This is a genomic window from Roseateles sp. UC29_93, assembly GCF_042695725.1.
In the GTDB taxonomy this organism is placed as follows: domain Bacteria; phylum Pseudomonadota; class Gammaproteobacteria; order Burkholderiales; family Burkholderiaceae_C; genus Roseateles; species Roseateles noduli_A.
The window spans coordinates 1,566,583-1,585,671 of record NZ_CP170545.1; the positions used below are offsets into that span (position 1 = coordinate 1,566,583).

Consider the following 19,089-nt stretch of genomic DNA (forward strand, 5'->3'; position numbering starts at 1 on the left):
GCAATGGCCGTTTTCGGACCGCTATCCTGCGCGCTCGCATCACGAGGGAGACGCCATGACCGACACGCCTGACACGCCTGACATCTTCGAAGGCGGCTGCGACTGCCGCCAGGTCCGCTACCGCATGACCGGCCGACCGCTGATCGTCCACTGCTGCCACTGCCGCTGGTGCCAGCGTGCGAGCGGCGCGGCCTTCGCGCTCAACGCGATGATCGAGGCCGACCGCGTCGAGCTGCTGGCCGGCGAACCGGTGCCGTTCTTGAACCCGAGCGAAAGCGGCAAGGGCCAGAAGATCTGGCGTTGCCCGAGCTGCGCGATCGCCGTCTGGAGCAATTACGCCGGCGGCGGCGACGCCGTGCGCTTCGTCCGCGTCGGCACGCTCGACGAGCCCGACCGCCTGCCGCCGGACATCCACATCTTCACCGCCTCCAAGCAGCCCTGGGTCCAGCTGCCGCCCGAGGCCGTCGCCGTGCCGGAGTACTACGACGTCCGTCAGCACTGGTCCCCCGAAAGCCTCGAGCGCGGAGCGATCCTGCGGGCGAAGCGTCCGTCCGGCACGGGGACGGCCCCCACGACTCAGGATCCGCCGCGCGGGGCCTGAGCGTCGTCGGGCGGGCCCAGGAAGCGCCGGAGAAAGCGCACCGCCCGATGATCCGTCGGCCAATGTCCCGTCAAGGCGCGGGCGAGCAGCCACACGGCGAGCGCCTCCCGGGTGGGTGCCTCAGCCGCGTCGCGCCCACGTTCTTCCAGATGGAGGGCGCGCAGGAACTGATCCTCGCGGCCACGCGGCGATGCGACTGCTTCCAGCATGTGCGCCACCGCGAGCCAGATCGCGGACACCTCGGCACTGTCCGGCCGCGCGCGCTGGAGGCTCTGCTCGACGTCCAGCGCTTTCCACTGTCGACTCGTACCCGCGACAAAGATCCGCCGCTGCCCTTCATCAAGCGAAACCTGCGGCCCATGGGTCAGGACCGTCCCGATCGATGTGACCGGCACCATCCCCCGAGCGATGTCCGCCGACGGGACGGCAATGAAGCGCACCTCACGCAACAGATCCTTGGCAGGTGCCGGCAGGTTCGATCTGAACTTCAGGATCGCACTGAGCGCCTCGCCGCTGACTGTCGAGCGAGCGGTCGTCGCCATGGCCGTCGCTCCAGGAACAACGCCATCGCGCGCCGGGTCCTTGCCCTCCGGGTCGGCCGCTGAATCTCGCTGAGGCTGCAAGGCACCGACGTCGCGCCGGACATCGTGCAACCACGCCCGGATCGACGCGATCGTGGCAGGATCCGGGTGGTCCCTGTTCAGGTCCGACTGGGCCTTCTTCGCCTGCAAGGCGTGATGGCACCACGGCTCACCTTCGTTGCGGCGCAGGGTCATGAGCATCACGACCCAGACCCAGCGCTGCAGTTCGACCAACGTGCATCGGTCGAAATCGTCCGAGCAACGATGCCAGTCCGAGTTCGACTGCCAGCTTGGCCGGGACAAGGGCGCTTGAGACGTGGCGGATGCGGATGCCGAGCCCGCTTCGGTCTCGTCAGGCGAGGCGGGTGGCAGGGAAGGCAGGGAGCCAGGAATCATGGCGGATGCCAGGCGCGTCTTGCGCCCGGGGAAGGGGCAGAGGGTCCCTAGTGCCGTGCAAGGTTAGAAGCGTCCCGCATATCGGGTTCTGCGGCGCGGCGCCACAATGCCAGCTTCCTCGACATCGACCGGCTCACGAGGCCGCGATTCCTGCCATGACCTTCCCCACCTCGATGGCCCGTCGTCTCCGCTCGGCCGCCCGTCTGACCGCCCTCGCCGCCGCGTTGTCCACGATCGGCGCGCTGCCGGCGCTGATGCCCATGGCCATGGCCGCGAGCGCCTCGGCCTCGGTGTCGTGGCAGGAGGCCTCCGGCGACGCCGACATCGAGCGCGCCTTCACCCAGGCCCGTGGCGAGAAGAAGCCGGTGCTGCTGTACTGGGGCGCCAAGTGGTGCCCGCCGTGCAACCAGCTCAAGGCGACGCTGTTCAACCGCGCCGACTTCATCGAGCAGTCGCGCGCCTTCGTCGCGGTCCACATCGACGGCGACAACCCCGGCGCCCAGCGCCTGGGCGCGCGTTTCAAGGTGCGCGGCTACCCGACCATGATCCTGTTCAGCAACGACGGTCAGGAACTCACCCGCCTGCCGGGCGAAGTCGATGCGCCGCAGGTGCTGCGCGTGCTGCAGCTGGGCCTGGCCGGCGGTCGTCCGGTGAAGACCGTGCTGGCCGACGCGCAGGCCGGCAAGAAGATCTCCGCCAACGAGTGGAAGCTGCTGGGCTTCTATTCGTGGGAAACCGATGAGCAGCAGCTGGTGCCCGCCGCGCAGCGTCCGGCGTTGCTCGCGAAGCTGGCTGCGGCGAGCCAGGGCGTCGATGAGGAGACGACCACGCGCCTGTGGCTGAAGGCGCTGGCCGCCACTGAAGGCGGCGGCGCCCTGAAGGCCGACGCCGCCCTGCGGGCGCGTGTCGATCAGGTGCTGGCAGACCCGGCCGCCGCCCGTGCGCAGATGGACGTGCTGAGCAACAACGGCGACGACATCGTTCGCGCGCTCTCCCCCGCGGCTGGCGCGGACCGGCAGGCACTGGTCGCGAAGTTCGATGTGGCGCTGAAGCGCTTCGAGGCCGACGCCTCGCTGTCGCGCGCCGACCGGCTGCAGTCGCTGCTGGCGCGTGTCGAGTTGGCACGCCTCGACCAGAAGAAGGATGAGCTCGCTCCCAAGCTGCCGGCGCCGCTGCTGGCCGAGGCCAAGGCGCATGCCGCCAAGGTCGACAAGGAAGTCACCGACGGCTATGAGCGCCAGGCGGTGATCACGTCGGCGGCCTACCTGCTCGGACGTGCCGGCCTGTGGAGCGAGAGTGACGCGCTGCTGAAGGCCAGCATCGCCAAGAGCCACAGCCCGTACTACCTGATGAGTTCGCTCGGCAGCAACGCCCGCAAGCAGGGCAAGAAGGACGAGGCACTGCGCTGGTACGAGGAGGCCTTCAACAAGAGCGAAGGCCCCGCCACCCGCCTGCAATGGGGATCGAACTACCTGAGCGCGCTCGTCGAGCTGGCGCCGCAGGATTCGGCCCGCATCGAGAAGGCCGCGGCGCAGCTGCTGGCCGAGGCCGAGAAGGACAAGGGCGCCTTCTACGAGCGCAGCGCGCGCTCGCTGCAGAAGGTCGGCAGCCAGCTGGTGGCGTGGAACGCGAGCGGGCAGCACGACGCCTCGCTCACTCGTCTGCGCGCCCAGCTGGACGGCGTCTGCGCCAAGCAGGACGCCGGCGACAAGGGCGCCTGCGAGTCGCTGCTGAAGAAGAAGGGCTGAGGCCCCTCCTCGTCCCGAGTTACTTCAGCAGGCCCTCAGCCTTCATCGATTCCTGGACCGCCGGCCGCGCCGCGATGCGGCCGCGGTAGGCGACCAGGTCCGGATAGCCGGCCAGGTCGACGCCAACGTGCTGGCCCCAGTTCGAGACGGTGAACAGGTAGGCATCCGCCACCGAGAACTGGTCGCCCATCAGGAACTGCTTGCCCGCGAGCTGCCCGTCGACCCACTTGAAGCGCTCGTGCAGCTTGGTCCGGAAGACGCCCTTGGCGTCCTCGGAGATCGCCGGATTGAACAGCGGGCTGAAGGTCTTGTGCAGTTCGGTGGTGATGAAGTTGAGCCACTCCTGCAGCCGGTAGCGCGCCATCGTGCCGTTGGCCGGCGCGAGCTGCTTGTCCGGCGCCTGGTCGGCGATGTATTGGATGATCGCCGGCCCTTCGGTCAATCGCTGGCCGTCGTCCAGCTCCAGCAGCGGCACGTAGCCCTTCGGATTGATGCCGTAGTAGTCGGTGCCGTCCTGCAGCTTGTGGGTCTTGGTGCTGGCCATCACCGGCTCGAAGGCCAGGCCGGCCTCGCGCAGGACGATGTGAGGGGACAGCGAGCAGGCGCCGGGACTGTAGTAGAGCTTCATGGGGGGTCTCCTTCTGACTTGTCGATCGTACTCGTACAGTCTGCCAGTCCCCACCGCGTCCAAGGGCCTCCTCCATGAGCACTGCTTCCTCCGCCAAGACCTACGCGTTCGAAGACTTCACCGTCGGCCAGGTGCGCGAGTTCGGCTCGCGCCGGGTCGACCGCGAAGAGGGTCTCGCCTTCGCCGCCGCCTACGACCCGCAACCGCTGCATCTGGATGAAGCCGCCGCCGATGCCTCGGTGCTGGGCGGCCTGTCGATCAGCGGATGGCAGACCTGTGCGCTGGTCATGCGCATGATGTGCGACGCCTACCTCCTGGACTCCACCAGCCAGGGCTCGCCCGGCATCGACAACCTGCGCTGGCTCAAGCCGGTGCGCCCTGGCGACACGTTGCGCGTGCGCATGCGCGTGCTGGAGACCAAGGCCAGTCGCAGCCGTCCGCAGATCGGCCTGGTGCGTTCGGCCTGGGAAGTCTTCAACCAGAAGGACGAGCAGGTGATGAGCATGGAAGGCTGGGGCATGTTCGGTCGCAGGGAAAGCGGGTCGGAAAGCTGACCGAAGGCACCCGCCCGCGCGCCTCCCGCTCGCCATAATCGCCGGGCACCAAGGAGGAGCGAGTTGATGACGATGCGTCCCGGGGCAAGCCCTGTCCCCCGAACCTGGCCGATCCGCGCCCTGGCCCTGACGGCGATGGCCGCCGTGGCGGCCTTGTCCGGCGTCGAAGCGCGGGCCGATGCTCCTGGCCGAGCGCTGCAACCCTGCCGCGTCGAGGGCGTGCCCACCGAGGTCCTGTGCGGGAGCCTCAAGCGCCCGCTTGATCCCGCCCGACCGGATAGCGTCCGCATCGACGTTCACTACGTCGTCGTGCCTGCGCTGGCGCGCAACAAGCTGCCAGATCCGGTGCTGCTGCTTGCCGGCGGGCCCGGTCAGAGCGCCATCGCGCTGACGGCCACGGTGATGCCCCGCCTGTCCCGGCTGAACTACCGCCGCGATCTCGTGTTCATCGACCAGCGGGGCACGGGACGGTCGGCACCGCTGGCCTGCCCGGACAACAGCGGGCGCAGCCTCGACGAACTGCTGAAGCCCGGCGCCAAGGTCCGGCTGCTGGAACAGTGCCGCGATGCGTTGAAGCAGCTGCCCTACGGCGACTTGCGCTTCTTCACGACGACGATCGCGATGCAGGACATGGACGCGGTCCGCGCGGCGCTTGGCGTCGAGCGCTGGAACCTGGTCGGCGCGTCCTACGGCACGCGGGCGGCGCTCGAGTACCAGCGTCAGTTCCCTGATCGCGTGCGCCGCAGTGTCATCGACGGCGTCGCGCCACCCGACATGGTGCTGCCGGTCACGTTCTCGCAGGACTCGCAGCGGGCGCTGGACACGGTGTTCAGCGCTTGCGCGGCCGATGCGTCCTGCGCCTCGCGTTTCCCCGGTCTGCAATCCGAGTGGCAGGGGCTGCTCAAGAGTCTGCCGCGCAAGGTCTCGTTCACGCAACCGCTGACCGGCCGGCCGGAGGAGGCGACGCTGACGCGTGAGGGCCTGCTCGGGCTGGTCCGGCCGACGCTGTATGCCCCCAGCGTCGCCGCGGCGCTTCCGGCCGCGTTGCACGAGGCCTCGCTGGGTCGCTTCGACGCGCTGGCCGGTCTGGCCGGTCAACTGGGCGGCGGATCGCGGGCGATGCGGATCTTCGAGGGCATGCACTTTTCCGTCGTCTGCGCCGAGGACGCGCCGCGCATCGCGGCCTCGACCGAAGCGCCCGCGCCCCGACTTCGGCACCCTGGACCGGGACCTCTATGCCCGTGTCTGCGGCGCGTGGCCGCGCGGCGAGGTGCCGCCGGCTTTCTACACGATCCCGACGGCCAGGTCCCCGGTCCTGCTCACCAGCGGCGGGAACGATCCCGCCACGCCGGAGCGGCACGGGCAACGCGTGAAGGTTGCGCTCGGTGACCAGGCGCGTCACGTCGTCGTCGGTGCCGCCGGCCACGGCGTCGCGCTGACCCTGCCCTGCATGCGCGACGTGCTGTTCCGCTTCATCGACGCGCCGCGCGACGCCGACGCGCTTCAAGTGGATGCGAGTTGTGCCAAGGGCGTGCCCCGTCCGCCCGCGTTCCTGCCCCCCACGCCGGCCGCCATCGCGGCCGCCGCCTCCGCCGCCCGGGAGTCCGACCGATGATCCGCCTGCATGCACTCCACAAGACCTTCCAGACGCGCGGCGGAGGGTCGCTGGCGTCGATGTTCGGAAAGAAGGCCCAGGCCCGTACGGTCATCGCCGTGGAGCACCTGAACCTCGACGCACCCAACGGTCGCATCACCGGCCTGCTCGGCCCCAACGGCGCCGGCAAGACCACGTCGTTGCGGATGCTCGCGGGCCTCTTCCCGCCCGACCGCGGCACGATCGAGGTCGACGGCCTCGACGTGCTGAAGCAACCGCGCGCGGCCTTGGCGCGGATGGGCATCCTTGGTGACGCGCACGGCCTGTACCCTCGACTCACGGCACGCGAAAACATCGTCTACTTCGCGCGGTTGCAGGACATGCCGATGGACGAGGCGCAGGCACGGACCGAATCGCTGGCCGAGTTGCTGGACCTTCGCGCGATCCTTGATCGCCGCGCCGAAGGCTTCAGCCAGGGCGAACGGATGAAAACCGCTCTGGCCCGCGCGCTCGTCCACGACCCGGCCAACATCGTGCTGGACGAGCCCACCAATGGTCTGGACGTCGTCGCCACGCGCGCGTTGCGCGAGGTCCTGCGCCACCTGCGCTCGCCCGAAGGCGGTGGCAAGTGCATCGTCTTCTCCAGCCACATCATGCAAGAGGTGGAACAGCTCTGCGACCAGGTGGTCGTGATGTCCCACGGCCGCTCGGTGGCCACGGGCACCGTCGACGGACTGCTGGCGCAGACCGGCCGCCAGCGCTTCGAGGACGCCTTCGTCGACCTCGCCTTCCCCGAAGCCGCGCCCGCGCGCCTGGAGTCCGCATGAACGGTCCGTTCTTCAAAGCCTTCCGGACGGTCTTCGCCAAGGAGGTCCTCGATGCCCTCCGCGACCGCCGCACGCTCCTGCGCCTGCTGATCCCGTCGGTGCTGATGGGCCCGCTGATGCTGACCCTGATGTCGGGCTTGGCGGCCTCGCTGCAGGAGCGCGCGGAGCAGCGCGAGGTGCTCGTCGCGGGCATCGAGCACGCGCCGACCCTGCGCAACTACATCGAACGCCAGACCTACACGATCAAGACCGCGCCCGTCGACTACGAAGCGCGGCTGCGCGATTCGAAGCTCACCGATCCGGTCCTCGTCGTGCCGGCGGACTTCGAGACGCTGCTCGCTGGCGGCGAGCCGGCGACGGTGGAGATCGTGAGCGACAGCGCCAACCAGCGCGCGGAGGCCGGTGTCGCGCGCGCTCGGCCGCCTGCTGCAGGGCTTCAGCAGCGAACGCGCGACGCTGACCCTCGCGATGCGCGGCATCGGCGCGCAGCAGCTCCGCCCGATCGACGTCCAGGAACGCGACCTCGCCAGCATGCAGGCGCGCTCCACGCGGCTCACTCAGATGTTGCCGATGTTCATCATGATGGCGGTGCTCTACGGCGCGCTGACCGCGGCGCTCGACAGCACCGCCGGCGAACGCGAACGCGGTTCGCTCGAACCGCTGCTGGTCAACCCGGCGCCTCATTCAGCGATCGTCGCGGGCAAGTGGGCCGCCGTGCTGATGGCCGGGCTGCTGGTTGCGGTGCTGTCCAACCTCAGCTTCCTGCCCGGCCAATGGTTGATGCGCAGCGACGCGCTCGCCGCGATGTTCCAGTTCGGCTGGGGCGAGGCGTTGCGCTTCCTGCTGCTGCAGATCCCGCTGGGCGCGGGGCTGTCCGCTGTGCTGATGGCGCTGGCGATCCGCACCAAGACCTTCAAGGAGGCGCAGGCGAGCACGACGCTGGTCATCACCGCCATCGCCCTGACGCCGATGGTGGCCATCGTCAATCCAGGGGGAGAGGCCTCCTGGCACTTGTGGGTGCCGGGGCTCGGTCAGAACCAGCTCATGATGCAGGTGCTCAAGGGCGAACCGCTGACCTTTGCGAAAGTGATGCCGACGGTGATCGTCGGTGCCGCGCTCACGTTCGGCGGACTCGCGCTGGTGGCCCGCTCGATGCGCGCCGCGGTGGCGCGATGAGCGGCACCAGGGTACTCAGTGGCGCGTGGCGAGCGCCAGCTGGACCTGCTCCTGCCAAGGCAGCATGTGCACGATGCCATTGAGCTGGATCGCCGATTCGATCGGCGCGAGCACCTCGCCCTCACCATTCAGGAACTGCATGTTGGTCACGAGCGCCATCGGATCGACCATCGACACCACCCCGTAAGGCATGCGCACCCAGTCCCACGCCACACCGGCTGCACCGAATTCAGATTCGCCGCTCCACAGGGTTTGCCCCATGGCCGGGTGATCCTCGTCTCCCGTCACCAACACGCGCGTGCTCAAATGCGCGAACTGTAAGCGGGGCAAACGCTGGACATCACACAATATTCGTGGCCACGCGTACACAATCCAAGCTGGTGTCATTGTCAGAATTGTTTGGTTTGGCTATTGCGGATCGGCGGTTGCTGCTTCTCCCCTTGACCAGAAGTGTGGTCACGAAGCGGTCGGCTCGCCAGCTGTAAACCCTGTCAGGGGCGTGAATGCGTCACGTGACCTATGCGGCCCGATGGGGCGCGTGGCGGATCACAGACAGGCGAGCAGGTCCGCCACAGCGACCGAAGAGGCCCACTAGGCCGGCCACGGGCCGGAGCGATCAATGCTGCAAGGCGGTTATCAATCAGTCCTGGAAGCGCGCTCACGCGAAGAGTTCCGCAGTGAGGTGATCCGCTTCGCGCATAAGCTGGACTTCCAGACGGTGTCGGCCATCACGGTCGTCGATCACACGCTGGCCGAGACCGAGTTCATCACCATCGACAACTGCCCCGTGGGCTACGCCGAAGTGATGCACGCACCGGAGTTCGGCCGCCGCGATCCGGTGATGCAGCATTGCAAGCGCAACAGCATGCCGATCGTCTGGGACCGTCAGACCTACGCCCGTCACGGCGCGAGCGACATCTGGGAATCGCAGGCGCAATTCGGCTACAGCACCGGCATCTGCCTGGCGCTGCATCTGCCCGAGGGGCGGCATTTCGTACTCGGCGTCGATCGCGATCAGCCATTGCCCAGCGACTCGGGCCAGTTGACGCGCATGGTCGCGGATCTTCAGCTGTTCGCCGTGCACGCGGTGGACACCGCGCTGCGCGTGCTGCTGCCGGAAGAGAAGGTCATCGAATCTCCCCGGCTCACGCCGCGCGAACTCGAGTGCCTGCATTGGACGATGGAAGGCAAGACCGCCTGGGAAGTCGGCGCGATCCTCAGCATCACCGAGCGGACGGCCGTGTTGCACATCAACAATGCGATGCACAAGCTGGCCTGCTCGAACAAGCACCAGGCGGTGCTCAAGGCCCTGCGGCTGGGCCTGATTCGCTGATGCTGCCTTCGGCGCCAGCTTGTAAACACTGTAAGAGCTGACAGTTATGCGGGCGTCCGCACGCTGCTTCAATCCGTTCCGTGCTCAACACATTCCTGGGCACGTCACCGAATCTGGAGCCTCTCATGCAAGCCCAACCCCAAAACATCGCCGTCAACACGCAAGTCGAAGAAGGTCTGGTCGAGTTGGACCTGCAGTCCCTGGTGCATGTCGGCGGTGGCGCTCCGAAGGGCACGTGGCTGGTGGGGCAGACTGTCCTCGTCGATGTGTCCGCCGCGGAAGTCGAACCCGCACCCAAGGGCACTTGGTAAACCCTCCATGTTTCGCGAACCGTCAGGTTCGCAACAAGGCGTAGCAAATCGTGGTGGCGCTGTTCCGCGCCGAGGCGCAGGCCTCGCAACAGCAGGCCTGGCTGGGTTCGGTGCAATTGCATCGACCGACCACGTTGAAGTGGCTGAGCATTCTGGCGCTGGGCGGTGTGATCGCAGTCGGTGCCTTCCTGTTCAGTACCGAATACACCCGCAAGGCCCGCGTCAACGGCTTGCTGGTGCCCGAGCGGGGCGTGATGCGGCTGAGCGTGCCGCAAAGCGCCACCGTCATGGCACGACCCGTCCAGGACGGGCAGCAAGTCCGCGAAGGTGACGTGCTGTTCGTGCTGTCGCTCGACAGCGCCAACCCGACTGGCGATGGCCTGTCGCGGACCTTGAAGGATCGTGAGCAATCGCTGGGTGCCGCGCAGGCGCAGCAGCGGGAACTTGCGCAGAGTCAGGCGGCGTCGCTGAAGGCGCGGGTCGTCACGCTCGCATCCACACTGCAGCAGGCAGACGCCGAGCTGCAGCTGCATGCCCAGCGCGAAGCACTGGCGCAGCAGAGTCTGGGACGGCTCGAATCGCTGGCGAAGGACCAGTTCGTTTCGAGTGCCCAGGTCCAGACCAAGCGGGAGGAGTTGCTTGGCTTGCAGGCCCAACGGCAGGCGCTGGCGCGAGAGCGCGAGAACCTGCAGCGGGAGGCGTTGGGCTTGCAAGCTGAGCTTCAGTCGATTCCGTTGAAGGCGCAGGTCCAGCAAGGGGAACTCGCACGCGACATCGCCGCGCTGCAGGCGCAAGGCGTCGAAAACGAAGCGCGCCGACGACTGGTGTTGCGTGCGCCCAGCGACGGTCAGATGAGCACCGTGCTCGCCGAGCCTGGCCAGGTCGTTCAGGCCGGCACGCAGCTCGCCGCCCTGCTGCCAGCGCGCACGCAACTGCAGGCCCACCTCTACGCACCGTCCAGCGCCGTCGGCTTCCTGAGACCACATCAGGCGGTGCTGCTGCGCTACCAGGCGTTTCCGTATCAGAAGTTCGGCCAGCAGCAAGGCGAGGTGCTGCAGGTCTCGCGTACGCCGCTACAGGCAGCGGAACTCGCGCAACTCGGTCTGCCTGCCGCGATGGCGCAAGGCGAGCCGATGTATCGCATCACGGTGCAGCTCCAACGCCAGTCGGTCGAGGCCTACGGGCAGGACCAGACGCTCAGCCCCGGTATGCTTCTCGAAGCCGACGTGCTTCTTGAGCGGCGCCGTCTGATCGAATGGATCTTCGAACCGCTGTTGAGCCTCGTCCGCCGTGTCTGATGCCCCCTCTTCCGGCGCCCCTGTCTCGGGCGCCACGCCCGACGGCATCCTGTCGCGGCTGAACCTCGGCTGGCGCCGCCGCCGTCCCGTCATCCTGCAGACCGAGGCCGCCGAGTGTGGCCTCGCGTGCCTCGCGATGGTCGCCGGCGCGCATGGCCAGCGCTGGACGCTCGGCGAGCTGCGCGACCGTTTCGCGGTCTCCCTCAAGGGTCTGACCATGGCGGATCTGGTCCGCATGGGCGCGCAACTGGGTCTCACCGCCCGCGCCCTGCGCGCCGAGCCGCAGACGCTGCACAAGCTGCAGACGCCCTGCATCCTGCACTGGGACTTCAACCACTTCGTCGTGCTGGAACGTGTCGACGGCGACCGTGCCGTCGTCCTCGATCCCGCGCATGGCGAGCGCAGGCTGATGCTCGCCGAGGTCTCCAAGCATTTCACCGGGGTCGCCCTCGAACTACGCCCGGGCATGGACTTCGCGCGCAAGGCGCCTGCGCCTGCGCCGAAGTGGCGCCAGCTGCTCGGTCACGTGACCGGCCTGAAACGCTCGATCGCGCAAGTCCTGGCCCTCGCGCTGGGGCTGGAGCTGCTCGGCCTCCTCGCGCCGTTCCTGCTGCAATGGACCGTCGACGGTGTCATCGTCAGCGCCGATCGCGACCTGCTCGTGACGCTGGGCATCGGCTTCGCGCTGCTGGTCCTGCTGCAAGTGGGTGTCGGGCTGCTGCGCTCGTGGGCGGTGATGATCCTGTCCGCATCGCTGAACCTGCAGTGGCTTTCCAACGTGTTCTCGCATCTGCTGCGGCTGCCGCTCGCCTGGTTCGAGAAGCGCCACCTGGGCGACATCTGGTCTCGGTTCTCCAGCGTGCAGGAGATCCAGAAGACGCTCACGGGCAGCTTCATCGAGGCCATCCTCGACGGTCTGATGGTGCTGCTGACGCTGGCGATGATGGTGCTTTACAGCGGTCGTCTGACGGCTGTCGCGCTGGCCGCAGTGGCCGGCTATGCGCTGCTGCGCTGGGCCTGTTTCCGACCGCTGCGCGACGCGCAGGAAGAAGCGTTGACCCACGAGGCGCGCCAGAACACGCATTTCCTCGAATCGCTGCGCGGCGCGCAGGCGATCAAGCTCTTCAATGCGCAGGCGGATCGCGGCGCGCGCTTCGCCAACCTGATCGTCGAGCAGATGAACGCGTCACTGACCGGCCGCAAGCTCGAACTCGGCATGACACAGGGCAACAAGCTGCTGTTCGGTCTGGAACGCGTGGTCATCGTCGCAATGGGCGCGATGCTGGTGCTGGACAACGCGCTGTCGGTGGGCATGCTGTTCGCTTTCCTCGCCTACAAGGACCAGTTCAGCCAGCGCATCGCCGGGCTGATCGACAAGGTGGTCGCGCTGAAGATGCTGCGGCTCCAAGGCGAGCGCTTGGCCGACATCGTGCTGACCGCACCCGAGGCGGAGTTCGAAGCACCCGGCCGCGCGGTGCCGCACGACGCGGCGCTGGAACTCGATGGCCTGCGCTTCCGCTACGCCGATGGTGAGCCGGAGGTCATCGCCGGCTGCTCTCTTCGCATCGAACCCGGGGAGTCGGTCGCGATCGTCGGGCCTTCGGGTTGCGGCAAGACGACGCTGATGAAGCTGATGCTGGGCATCCATGCGCCGCAGCACGGTGAGATCCGCATCGGCGGCGTGGCGCTGACGCAGTTGGGCGCTAACGCCTGGCGCGAACGCATCGGCACGGTGATGCAGGATGACCAGCTTTTCGCCGGCAGCATTGCCGACAACATCAGCTTCTTCGACCTCGACGTCGATCCGGACTGGGTGCGCGAGTGCGCAAGGCTGGCCTGTGTGCTCGAGGATATCGAGGCCATGCCGATGCGCCTGCAGACGCTGATCGGCGACATGGGCTCAAGCCTGTCCGGCGGTCAGCGCCAGCGCATCCTGCTGGCGCGCGCGCTGTACAAGCGGCCGAGTTTCCTGTTCCTGGACGAGGCCACCAGCGCACTCGACGTCGAGCGCGAGCGGCTCGTCAACGCGAGCCTTCGCCAGCTGTCGCTGACGCGCATCGTCATCGCGCACCGCCCCGAAACGATCGCGGCGGCGCAGCGCGTCGTCAGCCTGCAGGGCGGACGGGTGGTGCTGGACCTCCGCTCGGTCCAGCACCGCTGAGCTGCGCCCCGCAGACGCCGTCTCTTCCGTTCAATCCGGCTTGATCTTCGCGCGGGCCACGACCTGCTTCCAGCGCTGCTGCTCCTGCGCGATGAATGCCGTGAACTGCGCGGGCGTGTTGCCCACAGCCTCGGCCGCGTCATGGCTCAGACGCTCCCGGGCCGACGCGGAACGGATCGCCTTCACCGATTCGACCGCCAGCTTGTCGACGTTGGCTTGCGCCAGGTTGGCCGGCGCGCACAGCCCGTACCACTGCGTCATCTCGAAGCCGGGGTAGCCCTGTTCCGCGACCGTCGGCACATCGGGCAGTTGCGGCAGGCGCTCCTTGGAGCCGGTCGCGATGCAACGTAGCTTGCCTGCCTTGATGAACTGCATGATGGCCGGCGCGCCCACGGAGGCCGCCTCGAGGCGCCCCGCGAGCAGGTCCGTCAACTGCGGGCCGGTGCCTCGATACGGCACGTGCAGGATGAAGAGGTCGGCGACCATCTTCAGGTATTCCATCGCCAGGTGCCCCGCACTACCGTTGCCCGCAGAACCGTAGCTGAACTTGCCCGGGTTCTTGCGCACGAGAGCCACCCACTCCTTCAGGTTGCGCGCCGGCACGTCGGGGTGGACGACGTAGAGGCTGGGCACCTTGGCCAGCAGCGTGATGGGCTTGAAGTCGCGGTTGGGGTCGTAGGGCAGCTTGTCGTAGATGTACGGGTTCACCGCCAGCGTGCCGATGTGGCCGAGGATCAGCGTGTGCTGATCTTCCGCGCGGGCAACCTCGCTCATCGCGATGTTGCCGCCGCCGCCGGGCTTGTTGTCGACGTAGACCGACTGTCCCAACGTCTTGCTGAGTTCGGCGGCGGTTGCGCGGGCGACGATCTCGCTACTGCCACCCGGAGCGAAGGGCACGACGAAACGCACGTTCCGCGATGGCCAGGTCGATTGCGCAAAGGCAGGGAACGACGCGCCGAGGGCGGCGCCAGCGGCGCCGAGCGCAGTGGACTGCAGGAGGAAGCGGCGGCGGTCCTCGTCGATGGGGATCATGCGGAGTCTCCGATAGGTTCTTCTGGAAAGTCCGACTCTACGCGGGGCCCGCTGTCAGCGTGCTTTCAGGGCCCTGGGCCGGGCGGCCGCCGCCCCCACCCCGGCGAGAGGGGTCGACAGGACGCTCAAAAGGGTCGCGTCTCTTCTTCCATCCAGCCCAGCCAGCGCATCGCCTGTTCGCGGGAGTCGCCGCACATGTCTTCGGAAGGGGGCAAGGAACCGCACACCGCGGGCCGCTCCGGTTGGCCAAAGATCTTGCAGCGCAGCGCTTCATCGAGCTGGATGCAGCGCACCCCGGCCGGCTTGCCGTCAGGCATGCCGGGGATCGGACTGCTGATCGACGGCGCGATGCAGCAGGCGGCGCAGGAGGGGCGGCAATTCATGGGAGACGGATTGTCGCCGCTCGCCGTGAATGGCGCCAACAAGGTCCTTTGGCGATGCCCATGAGGCAGTGACTTATCCACAGCCCCGCGTAAAATCGCCCCCTTCCCTCATCTGAACGCCAGCCGGCTTCCATCGCCTGATTTCGCGCCTTGGGCGCGTCGCGATGGCCTTGATCCATCTGATCGCCGATTTCGCTGGACGCCTTGCCATGCTTTATCCGAAAGAGTTCGACGTGATCGTGGTCGGTGGCGGCCATGCCGGTACCGAGGCCGCGCTGGCAGCCGCCCGCATGGGCGTCAGCACATTGCTGCTGACCCACAACATCGAGACGCTGGGGCAGATGAGCTGCAATCCGTCGATCGGCGGGATCGGCAAGGGCCATCTGGTCAAGGAAGTCGATGCGTTGGGCGGAGCGATGGCCGCGGCGACCGACGAGGGTGGCATCCAGTTCCGCATCCTGAACGGCTCCAAGGGTCCGGCCGTGCGCGCCACCCGCGCGCAAGCCGATCGCATTCTCTACAAGGCGGCCATCCGCCACCGGCTGGAGAACCAGCCCAACCTGATGCTGTTCCAGCAGGCCGTGGACGACCTGATGGTCGAGGGCGACCGCGTCGTCGGCGCCATCACGCAATCGGGTCTGCGTTTCCGCGCTCGCGCCGTGGTGCTGACCGCAGGGACCTTCCTCGACGGGAAGATCCACATCGGTCTTGAGAACTATGCAGCCGGCCGCGCCGGCGATCCGCCGGCGGTATCGTTGTCGGGACGGCTCAAGGAGCTCAAGCTGCCTCAAGGCCGCCTCAAGACCGGCACCCCGCCGCGCCTGGATGGCCGCACCATCGATTTCTCGAAGTGCGCGGAGCAGCCAGGCGATCTGGACCCGGTGCCTGTGTTCAGCTTCATGGGGAACGCCGCGCAGCATCCTCGGCAGCTTCCCTGCTGGATCACGCACACCAACGAGCGCACCCACGAGATCATCCGTTCCGGCTTCGACCGCAGCCCGATGTTCACGGGCGTCATCGAGGGTGTCGGCCCGCGCTACTGCCCGTCCATCGAGGACAAGGTCAATCGTTTTGCCGACAAGAACTCGCACCAGATCTTCCTGGAGCCCGAGGGCCTGACGACGCACGAGTTCTATCCGAACGGCATTTCGACCTCCCTTCCCTTCGATATCCAGTTGGCCGCCGTCCGGTCGATCCCCGGCCTGGAGAACGCGCACATTCTTCGGCCCGGGTACGCGATCGAGTACGACTACTTCGACCCGCGGGAGCTGAAGTCCAGCTTCGAGACCCGCGCTATCGGGGGCCTGTTCTTCGCTGGTCAGATCAACGGCACGACCGGCTATGAAGAGGCGGCGGCGCAAGGATTGTTCGCCGGATTGAATGCGGCGCTTCAGATCCAGGGCAAGGATGCTTGGCTCCCGAGCCGCGACCAAGCCTATCTGGGCGTGCTGGTCGACGACTTGATCACCAAGGGCGTCACCGAGCCCTACCGGATGTTCACGAGCCGTGCCGAGTTCCGCTTGCAGCTTCGAGAAGACAACGCCGACATGCGCCTCACCGAAGCTGGCCGCCAACTGGGGCTGGTCGACGATGCTCGCTGGGATGCCTTCAACCGGAAGCGCGATGCTGTTTCACGTGAAACAGAGAAGCTGAAATCGACCTGGGTGAATCCGAACATCCTTCCAGCGGCCGATGCCGAGCGGCTGGTGGGCAAGGCGCTGGAGCGTGAGTACAACCTCATCGACCTGCTGCGTCGACCGGGGGTCACGTTCGACACCATCGCTGAAGTGGCATCCATTGCACGCCCTGGCGCCGGCGTCACTCGCACCGCCCTTGCTGAATCACTGGGAACCGATCTCGCCGCGGCGGTCATTGAGCAACTGGAAGTTGGCGTGAAGTACGCTGGCTACATCAGCAAGCAGCAGGAAGATGTTGCCCGTGCATCAAACTACGAGCACCTGAAGCTGCCCGACGACCTGGACTACGGCTTGGTCACCGCCCTCTCCTTTGAAGCTCGCCAGAAGCTGGGCAAACATCGCCCGGAGACGCTCGGCCAAGCATCGCGGATTTCCGGCATCACGCCAGCGGCGATCTCGCTCCTATTGATCCATCTCCGGAAGGGCCGCTTCAAGGGCTTTACCGATCACACCTTGGTCGACTCGACTGCCGCTTGATTCCTTCCTCATCCGCTCATCGATGACCGACCTCGACCGCCGTTCCCGCCTCGCTACCGCCGCTGAAACACTTGGGCTCGCCCTCACTGACGAGCAACTTGACCGGCTGATCGCTTATCTCGACCTGCTGTCGAAGTGGAACAAGGTCTACAACCTGACTGCCGTTCGCGATCCCCAGGCGATGCTGACTCAGCATCTGGTGGACAGCCTCAGCCTGATCCCGCCGCTGCGGCGGCATGCTGCCGGGGAACCGCTCCGGCTGATGGACGTGGGGAGCGGCGGCGGCCTGCCGGGCGTGGTCATCGCCATCTGCGACGCGACCATCGATGTCACGTGCGTGGACACCGTCGGCAAGAAGGCTTTCTTCATCGCCCAAGTCGCTGCGGAGATTGGATTGCCCAATCTGCACGCTGAGCACTCTCGGGTAGAGCAACTGAAGACGGCGCCCTTCGACGTCATCACTTCGCGGGCATTCGCCTCGCTTGCCGACTTTACCGAGTGGACCCGGATGCACTTGAAGCCGGGGGCTGTGTGGGCAGCGATGAAGGGCCAGCATCCCACTGAAGAGCTCGCCGAACTCGCCCAACGTGCCCCGGATCTGTCGGTGTTTCACGTGGAACAGCTGAACGTTCCGGGTCTCGACGCTCAACGTTGCCTGCTGTGGATTCGTCCGACGGCCGCCATCGGTTAAGCTGCGCCCCTCTCCAGAGCCCTGCCCACCGACCATTCATGGCCAAGATTTTTTGCGTTGCGAACCAAAAAGGCGGCGTCGGCAAGACGACCACCACCGTGAATCTGGCTGCCGGACTCGCCAAGGTCGGGCAGCGCGTGCTGGTGGTGGATCTTGACCCCCAAGGTAACGCGACGATGGGCTCGGGCATCGACAAGCGAGCACTGTCGCTGACCGTCTATGACGTCCTGCTGGAGTCGGCCACCATTGCCGAGGCGAGGCAGCGGAGCGAGAAGGCCGGCTATGACGTGCTGGGCGCCAATCGTGAGCTGGCTGGTGCCGAGGTGGAGCTGGTAGAACTCGACCGCCGCGAGCAACGCTTGAAGACGGCATTGGCTGCCTCGGCACAGGATTACGACTTCATCCTGATCGACTGCCCTCCCTCGCTGTCCATGCTGACGCTGAACGGACTGTGCTCGGCGCATGGCGTCGTCGTCCCGATGCAGTGCGAGTACTTTGCGCTGGAAGGCCTCACGGACCTGGTCAACACGATCAAGCAGATCCACGCCAACCTGAATCCGGACCTGCAGATCATCGGCCTGCTGCGCGTCATGTTTGACCCGCGCATCACGCTGCAGCAGCAGGTCAGCGAACAGCTGAAGGCGCACTTCGGCGAGAAGGTGTTCGACACCGTCATCCCTCGCAACGTCCGCCTGGCCGAAGCCCCCAGCTATGGCCTGCCTGGCGTCGTTTTCGACGCGGGCTCCAAGGGTGCGCACGCCTTCATCGATTTCGCCAAGGAAATGGTGACTCGCGTCGGCGCGATGCGCTGAACGATGTCGGCCGAGCTGCACGCCCTCGCCCGCCGTGCGGAACTGGCCGGCTTGAACGCGGCGTCCTCGCCACGTGAAGCACAGGTCGAGGGTTGGCTGCTGCGACTCTCCCCGGGCAAGGCCAAGCGCTCGCGATGCGTGAACGCGCTCGCGGGGGGCACCCTTCCTCTCGACGACCTGCTGCGCCGCTGCCGCGCCAGCTTCGAGCAGGCGGGACTGCCGCTGATCCTTCGGCTCACCCCATTCAGCCAACCCGCCGATCTTGACGATCAACTCGCCGCCAAGGGGTGGATCCGGTTTGATCCCGCCGACGTGATGGTGCTGCCATCATTGGATGCCTTCGCTGACGCGAACGGGTTGATGTCGCTGTCGCCCGTCGAGTACGCCGCACTGATCGGCGCACTGCGCGGTTCCAGTGCCGAGGAGATCGACGGCCATGCGCGTCGCCTCGAGCAAGCCAGCATCCCGCATCAGGCCTTCAAGATGGAGCACGACGGCGTGCTGCTCGCCTGTGGCCAAGTGGCCATCGATCCGGGTCCCGACGGAGCGCCGGCAGGCGGAATGGCGGGGCTGTTCGACATCTTCACGCCCGAGGACCAACGCGGTCGCGGTCATGGCCTCCGGCTCTGCGCGGCCCTCCTGGCCGAGGCGCGCCGCCAGGGCGCCCTGAGCGCGTATCTGCAGGTGGGAGCCGACAACGCGGCCGCGCAGCGGCTGTACGACCGCCTGGGCTTCCTGCAGGCCTATCGCTACCACTACCGCAGCGACGACCCTCGCGCCTGGGCGTGA

At 67.1% G+C, this 19,089-nt stretch carries 20 protein-coding genes; 15 read left to right on the forward strand and 5 right to left on the reverse strand.

Translation table 11 applies throughout. The features are described from left to right. The first annotated feature begins 55 nt into the window (after nucleotides 1-55). Nucleotides 56-601 carry a GFA family protein gene (locus tag ACFJIX_RS07390; protein WP_377158788.1) on the forward strand — a complete coding sequence of 182 codons (546 nt, stop codon included), beginning with the start codon at nucleotides 56-58 and terminating at the stop codon, nucleotides 599-601. Here the strand turns inward: ACFJIX_RS07390 and ACFJIX_RS07395 are convergent. Further along, a complete protein-coding gene (locus ACFJIX_RS07395) occupies nucleotides 577-1,416 on the reverse strand; it encodes a hypothetical protein (protein ID WP_377158790.1) in 840 nt (279 codons plus the stop codon). The two genes, ACFJIX_RS07390 and ACFJIX_RS07395, sit on opposite strands and share 25 nt — an antisense overlap. Before the next feature lie 317 nt (nucleotides 1,417-1,733). On the opposite strand from ACFJIX_RS07395, the gene ACFJIX_RS07400 reads away from it, so the two are divergent. Next, the gene (locus tag ACFJIX_RS07400) at nucleotides 1,734-3,326 is read left to right on the forward strand and encodes a thioredoxin family protein (protein ID WP_377158791.1); all 1,593 of its coding nucleotides are present in this window, start codon (nucleotides 1,734-1,736) and stop codon (nucleotides 3,324-3,326) included. A 19-nt stretch (nucleotides 3,327-3,345) separates the two neighbouring features. Here the strand turns inward: ACFJIX_RS07400 and gstA are convergent, their stop codons facing one another. Further along, on the reverse strand, nucleotides 3,346-3,954 hold the full coding sequence (gene gstA, locus ACFJIX_RS07405) for a glutathione transferase GstA (protein WP_377158793.1): 609 nt from the start codon (nucleotides 3,952-3,954) through the stop codon (nucleotides 3,346-3,348). A gap of 74 nt (nucleotides 3,955-4,028) precedes the next feature. Here gstA and ACFJIX_RS07410 point away from each other — a divergent pair, with 74 nt between their 5' ends. The 5 genes from ACFJIX_RS07410 (at nucleotide 4,029) to ACFJIX_RS07430 (ending at nucleotide 8,105) form a co-directional block, all read left to right on the forward strand. After that, nucleotides 4,029-4,508 (forward strand): MaoC family dehydratase, encoded by a 480-nt coding sequence (locus ACFJIX_RS07410; RefSeq protein ID WP_377158795.1) that lies wholly within the window; start codon nucleotides 4,029-4,031, stop codon nucleotides 4,506-4,508. A gap of 66 nt (nucleotides 4,509-4,574) precedes the next feature. After that, nucleotides 4,575-5,897 carry an alpha/beta fold hydrolase gene (locus ACFJIX_RS07415; protein WP_377158797.1) on the forward strand — a complete coding sequence of 441 codons (1,323 nt, stop codon included), beginning with the start codon at nucleotides 4,575-4,577 and terminating at the stop codon, nucleotides 5,895-5,897. Continuing rightward, nucleotides 5,779-6,123, forward strand: coding sequence for an alpha/beta hydrolase (locus tag ACFJIX_RS07420; protein ID WP_377158799.1), 345 nt, complete (start codon nucleotides 5,779-5,781; stop codon nucleotides 6,121-6,123). The genes ACFJIX_RS07415 and ACFJIX_RS07420 overlap by 119 nt, the downstream gene beginning before the upstream one ends. Continuing rightward, nucleotides 6,120-6,929 (forward strand): ATP-binding cassette domain-containing protein, encoded by an 810-nt coding sequence (locus ACFJIX_RS07425; RefSeq protein WP_377158801.1) that lies wholly within the window; start codon nucleotides 6,120-6,122, stop codon nucleotides 6,927-6,929. Before ACFJIX_RS07420 ends, ACFJIX_RS07425 begins: the two co-directional genes overlap by 4 nt. A gap of 402 nt (nucleotides 6,930-7,331) precedes the next feature. Further along, nucleotides 7,332-8,105 carry an ABC transporter permease gene (locus ACFJIX_RS07430; RefSeq protein ID WP_377158803.1) on the forward strand — a complete coding sequence of 258 codons (774 nt, stop codon included), beginning with the start codon at nucleotides 7,332-7,334 and terminating at the stop codon, nucleotides 8,103-8,105. Between the two features lie 15 nt (nucleotides 8,106-8,120). Here ACFJIX_RS07430 and ACFJIX_RS07435 read toward each other — a convergent pair whose 3' ends face one another. Continuing rightward, nucleotides 8,121-8,411, reverse strand: coding sequence for a hypothetical protein (locus ACFJIX_RS07435; protein ID WP_331614106.1), 291 nt, complete (start codon nucleotides 8,409-8,411; stop codon nucleotides 8,121-8,123). Between the two features lie 313 nt (nucleotides 8,412-8,724). Between ACFJIX_RS07435 and ACFJIX_RS07440 the strand changes: the two genes are divergently transcribed. From ACFJIX_RS07440 to ACFJIX_RS07455, 4 genes are all read left to right on the forward strand, one after another. Next, the gene (locus ACFJIX_RS07440; RefSeq protein ID WP_377158805.1) at nucleotides 8,725-9,438 is read left to right on the forward strand and encodes a helix-turn-helix transcriptional regulator; all 714 of its coding nucleotides are present in this window, start codon (nucleotides 8,725-8,727) and stop codon (nucleotides 9,436-9,438) included. A gap of 125 nt (nucleotides 9,439-9,563) precedes the next feature. Next, complete coding sequence (locus ACFJIX_RS07445) at nucleotides 9,564-9,749, forward strand: hypothetical protein (protein WP_377158806.1); 186 nt, start codon at nucleotides 9,564-9,566, stop codon at nucleotides 9,747-9,749. A gap of 50 nt (nucleotides 9,750-9,799) precedes the next feature. Beyond that, the gene (locus ACFJIX_RS07450) at nucleotides 9,800-11,047 is read left to right on the forward strand and encodes an HlyD family secretion protein (RefSeq protein WP_377158808.1); all 1,248 of its coding nucleotides are present in this window, start codon (nucleotides 9,800-9,802) and stop codon (nucleotides 11,045-11,047) included. Further along, on the forward strand, nucleotides 11,040-13,208 hold the full coding sequence (locus ACFJIX_RS07455; protein ID WP_377158810.1) for a peptidase domain-containing ABC transporter: 2,169 nt from the start codon (nucleotides 11,040-11,042) through the stop codon (nucleotides 13,206-13,208). The genes ACFJIX_RS07450 and ACFJIX_RS07455 overlap by 8 nt, the downstream gene beginning before the upstream one ends. A gap of 30 nt (nucleotides 13,209-13,238) precedes the next feature. Here the strand turns inward: ACFJIX_RS07455 and ACFJIX_RS07460 are convergent, their stop codons facing one another. Together ACFJIX_RS07460 and ACFJIX_RS07465 are read right to left on the reverse strand one after the other, a co-directional pair. Continuing rightward, on the reverse strand, nucleotides 13,239-14,240 hold the full coding sequence (locus tag ACFJIX_RS07460) for a Bug family tripartite tricarboxylate transporter substrate binding protein (protein ID WP_377158812.1): 1,002 nt from the start codon (nucleotides 14,238-14,240) through the stop codon (nucleotides 13,239-13,241). A gap of 125 nt (nucleotides 14,241-14,365) precedes the next feature. Then, nucleotides 14,366-14,623 (reverse strand): YkgJ family cysteine cluster protein, encoded by a 258-nt coding sequence (locus ACFJIX_RS07465; protein ID WP_377161660.1) that lies wholly within the window; start codon nucleotides 14,621-14,623, stop codon nucleotides 14,366-14,368. 209 nt (nucleotides 14,624-14,832) lie between these two features. Between ACFJIX_RS07465 and mnmG the strand changes: the two genes are divergently transcribed. The 4 genes from mnmG (at nucleotide 14,833) to ACFJIX_RS07485 (ending at nucleotide 19,089) form a co-directional block, all read left to right on the forward strand. Further along, nucleotides 14,833-16,797, forward strand: a complete 1,965-nt coding sequence (gene mnmG, locus ACFJIX_RS07470; protein ID WP_377161662.1) for a tRNA uridine-5-carboxymethylaminomethyl(34) synthesis enzyme MnmG — start codon at nucleotides 14,833-14,835, stop codon at nucleotides 16,795-16,797. Nucleotides 16,798-16,819: 22 nt separating this feature from the next. Further along, nucleotides 16,820-17,488 carry a 16S rRNA (guanine(527)-N(7))-methyltransferase RsmG gene (rsmG, locus tag ACFJIX_RS07475; protein ID WP_377158814.1) on the forward strand — a complete coding sequence of 223 codons (669 nt, stop codon included), beginning with the start codon at nucleotides 16,820-16,822 and terminating at the stop codon, nucleotides 17,486-17,488. 38 nt (nucleotides 17,489-17,526) lie between these two features. Continuing rightward, complete coding sequence (locus ACFJIX_RS07480) at nucleotides 17,527-18,300, forward strand: ParA family protein (RefSeq protein WP_377158816.1); 774 nt, start codon at nucleotides 17,527-17,529, stop codon at nucleotides 18,298-18,300. 138 nt (nucleotides 18,301-18,438) lie between these two features. Beyond that, on the forward strand, nucleotides 18,439-19,089 hold the full coding sequence (locus ACFJIX_RS07485; RefSeq protein WP_377158818.1) for a GNAT family N-acetyltransferase: 651 nt from the start codon (nucleotides 18,439-18,441) through the stop codon (nucleotides 19,087-19,089).

Bases quoted from the DNA above. Each gene is read 5' to 3' on its own strand.
- ACFJIX_RS07390 (WP_377158788.1), top strand. From the start codon at position 56: ATGACCGACACGCCTGACACGCCTGACATCTTCGAAGGCGGCTGCGAC.
- ACFJIX_RS07400 (WP_377158791.1), top strand. From the start codon at position 1,734: ATGACCTTCCCCACCTCGATGGCCCGTCGTCTCCGCTCGGCCGCCCGT.
- gstA (WP_377158793.1), bottom strand. From the start codon at position 3,954: ATGAAGCTCTACTACAGTCCCGGCGCCTGCTCGCTGTCCCCTCACATC.
- ACFJIX_RS07410 (WP_377158795.1), top strand. From the start codon at position 4,029: ATGAGCACTGCTTCCTCCGCCAAGACCTACGCGTTCGAAGACTTCACC.
- ACFJIX_RS07415 (WP_377158797.1), top strand. From the start codon at position 4,575: ATGACGATGCGTCCCGGGGCAAGCCCTGTCCCCCGAACCTGGCCGATC.
- ACFJIX_RS07425 (WP_377158801.1), top strand. From the start codon at position 6,120: ATGATCCGCCTGCATGCACTCCACAAGACCTTCCAGACGCGCGGCGGA.
- ACFJIX_RS07440 (WP_377158805.1), top strand. From the start codon at position 8,725: ATGCTGCAAGGCGGTTATCAATCAGTCCTGGAAGCGCGCTCACGCGAA.
- ACFJIX_RS07445 (WP_377158806.1), top strand. From the start codon at position 9,564: ATGCAAGCCCAACCCCAAAACATCGCCGTCAACACGCAAGTCGAAGAA.
- ACFJIX_RS07460 (WP_377158812.1), bottom strand. From the start codon at position 14,240: ATGATCCCCATCGACGAGGACCGCCGCCGCTTCCTCCTGCAGTCCACT.
- ACFJIX_RS07465 (WP_377161660.1), bottom strand. From the start codon at position 14,623: ATGAATTGCCGCCCCTCCTGCGCCGCCTGCTGCATCGCGCCGTCGATC.
- mnmG (WP_377161662.1), top strand. From the start codon at position 14,833: ATGCTTTATCCGAAAGAGTTCGACGTGATCGTGGTCGGTGGCGGCCAT.
- rsmG (WP_377158814.1), top strand. From the start codon at position 16,820: ATGACCGACCTCGACCGCCGTTCCCGCCTCGCTACCGCCGCTGAAACA.
- ACFJIX_RS07480 (WP_377158816.1), top strand. From the start codon at position 17,527: ATGGCCAAGATTTTTTGCGTTGCGAACCAAAAAGGCGGCGTCGGCAAG.